The organism is Caulobacter sp. AP07, from assembly GCF_000281955.1.
Taxonomy (GTDB): Bacteria; Pseudomonadota; Alphaproteobacteria; order Caulobacterales; family Caulobacteraceae; genus Caulobacter.
The window spans coordinates 1-2,562 of record NZ_AKKF01000257.1 but is presented as its reverse complement, the minus strand read 5'-3'; the positions used below and the strand labels follow the sequence as shown (position 1 = coordinate 2,562).

Annotated in this window: 2 protein-coding genes and 1 tRNA gene; 1 reads left to right on the top strand and 2 read right to left on the bottom strand. The window is 66.4% G+C overall.

Annotated elements, in window-relative coordinates; genetic code table 11:
• Window positions 1–107: 107 nt before the first annotated feature.
• Window positions 108–860, bottom strand: coding sequence for an SIMPL domain-containing protein (locus PMI01_RS22820; protein WP_007674850.1), 753 nt, complete (start codon window positions 858–860; stop codon window positions 108–110).
• Between the two features lie 206 nt (window positions 861–1,066).
• Between PMI01_RS22820 and PMI01_RS22815 the strand changes: the two genes are divergently transcribed.
• A tRNA-Ile gene (locus tag PMI01_RS22815) sits at window positions 1,067–1,142 on the top strand.
• A gap of 69 nt (window positions 1,143–1,211) precedes the next feature.
• Here the strand turns inward: PMI01_RS22815 and PMI01_RS22810 are convergent.
• Window positions 1,212–2,237: a tyrosine-type recombinase/integrase gene (locus tag PMI01_RS22810; RefSeq protein WP_007674849.1), complete on the bottom strand. Its 1,026-nt coding sequence runs from the start codon at window positions 2,235–2,237 to the stop codon at window positions 1,212–1,214.
• Window positions 2,238–2,562 lie beyond the last annotated feature (325 nt).

Genomic DNA, 2,562 nt, shown 5'->3' with positions numbered 1-2,562 from the left:
CCGCGACCGGCCTTTCGGCTGATCGCGGCGGATAGGTCTTTCGACCCCTCACCCGACCCCGCTTCGCGGGGTCACCCTCTCCCGCAAGGGGAGAGGGGGCGTCGAAGCTATTTCGCCACTTCGTAGGTCGCCGTCACGTCGATGCGCACCTTCAGTTCGCCGGCCGCGATCGGGCTGCTGTCGGACATCTCGCGCTTGGCCATGGCGTACATCGGCATCGGCTGCGGCATGGGCTGGTAGCCGCCGCCTTCGTTCAGGCTGACCAGGCGGACGATCTTGTAGCCGGTGGCCCGGGCGTAGAGTTCGGCCTTGGCCTGCAGGGCCTTGACCGCGTCCAGCCGCGCCGCGTCCTCGGCCGCGTCCGGGTTCTGCAGGCCAAAGCTGATGCCGCCGACATTGGTGGCGCCGGCCGAGACCGTGGCGTCCACCGTCTGGCCCAGCTTGGAGAGGTCGCGCACCCGGATCGTCACCTGGTTGCTGGCCTGGTAGCCGTTCAGCTTGGGCGGCTGGTTCTGCTCGTAGACATATTGCGGGTTGACGTTCAGGCCCGAGGTCTGGACGTCGCGATCCTCGATCCCGGCCTTCTTCAGGGCGGCGATCACCTTGTTCATCTGGGCGGCGTTGCCCGTCAGGGCCTGGGCGGCGGTCGGGGCGTCGGTGGTGACGCCCAGCGAGATGGTCGCCAGGTCGGGGACCACCTTGGTCTCACCGAAGGCCGACAGGTTCAGGGTGGTGGCGCGGAAGGCGGCGTCCGGCGCGCTCTGGGCGTGAGCGGGCAGGGCGGCGACGGCGGCCAGCAGCGCGCCGGCCAGGGCCGCGGAAGCGGCGGCGGCGGCCGAGCGGGAAATCTTGGCGGTCATGTTCGTTCTTCTCCGTGCGGGCTCTTTGTGTAGCCGAGGGCCGCGACCTTGGGTGTCTACCCAGACCACGATCAAGCGTGGCCGGGGGACGACGGTTCCCTCCATGACAGCGCCAACCTGAACGGGACCTTTAAGCGCCGTGCAGCCCATGCTAATCGACCCGTCCTCCCGCCATCCTCTCTCAATGGGACGCGCGCCGCGCACGGGGGCCTGTAGCTCAATGGTTAGAGCCGACCGCTCATAACGGTCTGGTTGGGGGTTCGAGTCCCTCCAGGCCTACCACCCCATCTAATTTCCTCAACGAAATCAGTCGGCTCCGAAAGGTTGACACATGAGGTTTACCGCGCCGGTTCACGGTTCGTCCGAAAGCTTGCTCATCGCGGCCCGTGCCAAACCCGCCTGTCCGGCTGATTTGGTGTAGCGCTCGACCTCCTTCAGGCTGGCGTGACCAGTGACGGAGGCAATCTGGTGGGGCGTGCAGCCGGCTTCGGCTAGGCGGCGGGCGGCGGCTTTTCGCAAGCCATGCGGCCCAGATCGCGGCGGCAGGCCAGCGGCAATGGCGCACTCGACGAACCACTGCGTGAACCCGGCCTCGCTCATCGGCTTGCCGTACTCGGTCATGATGAAGGTCAGGTTGGTCTTAGGCAGGGCGTCGACCGCCCGCTTTAGGTTCGGATGCATCGGGATCACGAGATGAACCTTGTAGCCGCCCTTCTTCTGAATGACGGTGATCTCGCCGCCCTTGACGTGCTGAAGGCCCATCCCGACGACGTCGGAGCGGCGCTGGCCGGTGTAGAGCAGCAAGGCCAGGGCGAGGCGGGCGCGAGAGCCCTCGGGCCACTTGGCCTCGAATTTCTCCACATCCTCCTCCGTCCAGGCGCGGAAGCCGTCCCCCTCCTTGGGAAGCTTCACGCCGACGACAGGGTTTGATGGCACAAGTTCAAGATCGACGCCAACGGCATAGACGCCGCGCAGGCGCTTGAGGAGGTTACGAGTTGCGCCGGGCCGATCGGCGCCCTTGTCTCGGATGGCCTTGATGTGTCGGGGCTGCAGTTCGGCCGCCGGAAGGGCGCCGTGCTCTACCCTGAAGCGCTCCAGGATGTTGCGATAATTCGCTTGCGTCGTCGCGCCGAGCTCTCGCCAAACGGTAGATCCGTAATAGGCCGCGATCAGGGCCGACACGGTCCCGGCAACTGAGCGCTCCTGGCCGGCAGACTTCTTGCCGCCCATGGCGACCTGATAGGCGTCCATGAACGCCTTGGATCCGACCTCGCCAGGTAGAACCGCCCGCTCATAGCCGCGGCGCCGGAAGTAGTGACGCACATGGCCGTTGCGGTCGACGAACCGCTGAACGAAGGGCAGCTCAAGTTTGGCCATCAGGTCAGCAGATCGTCCCATGGGTTCCTATCGTTGGAAGGAAGGGCTTCGGGCGCCAGTTCCGTCAAGGGGGCGGCCTCCTGAATGTGCAGGGAGCCCTGGTGATCGATCCAGACATGCGCTCGCACGCCAGCGGCATGGGCCGCCCTGAACGCCCGCGTGACGTCGCGCTGCTTGAAGGAGCTAGCGGCCCCCATCTCACGCCTCCTGTCGGGGTTGAGGGTCCAGCCAGGCCAGACTGACCTGCCAGTTGCCCTTGTGATTGTAGGCGCCCAGGCAGAGGTGGCCGAAGGTGAGGTAGAGTCCGCCGGTCCAGCGGGCGAAG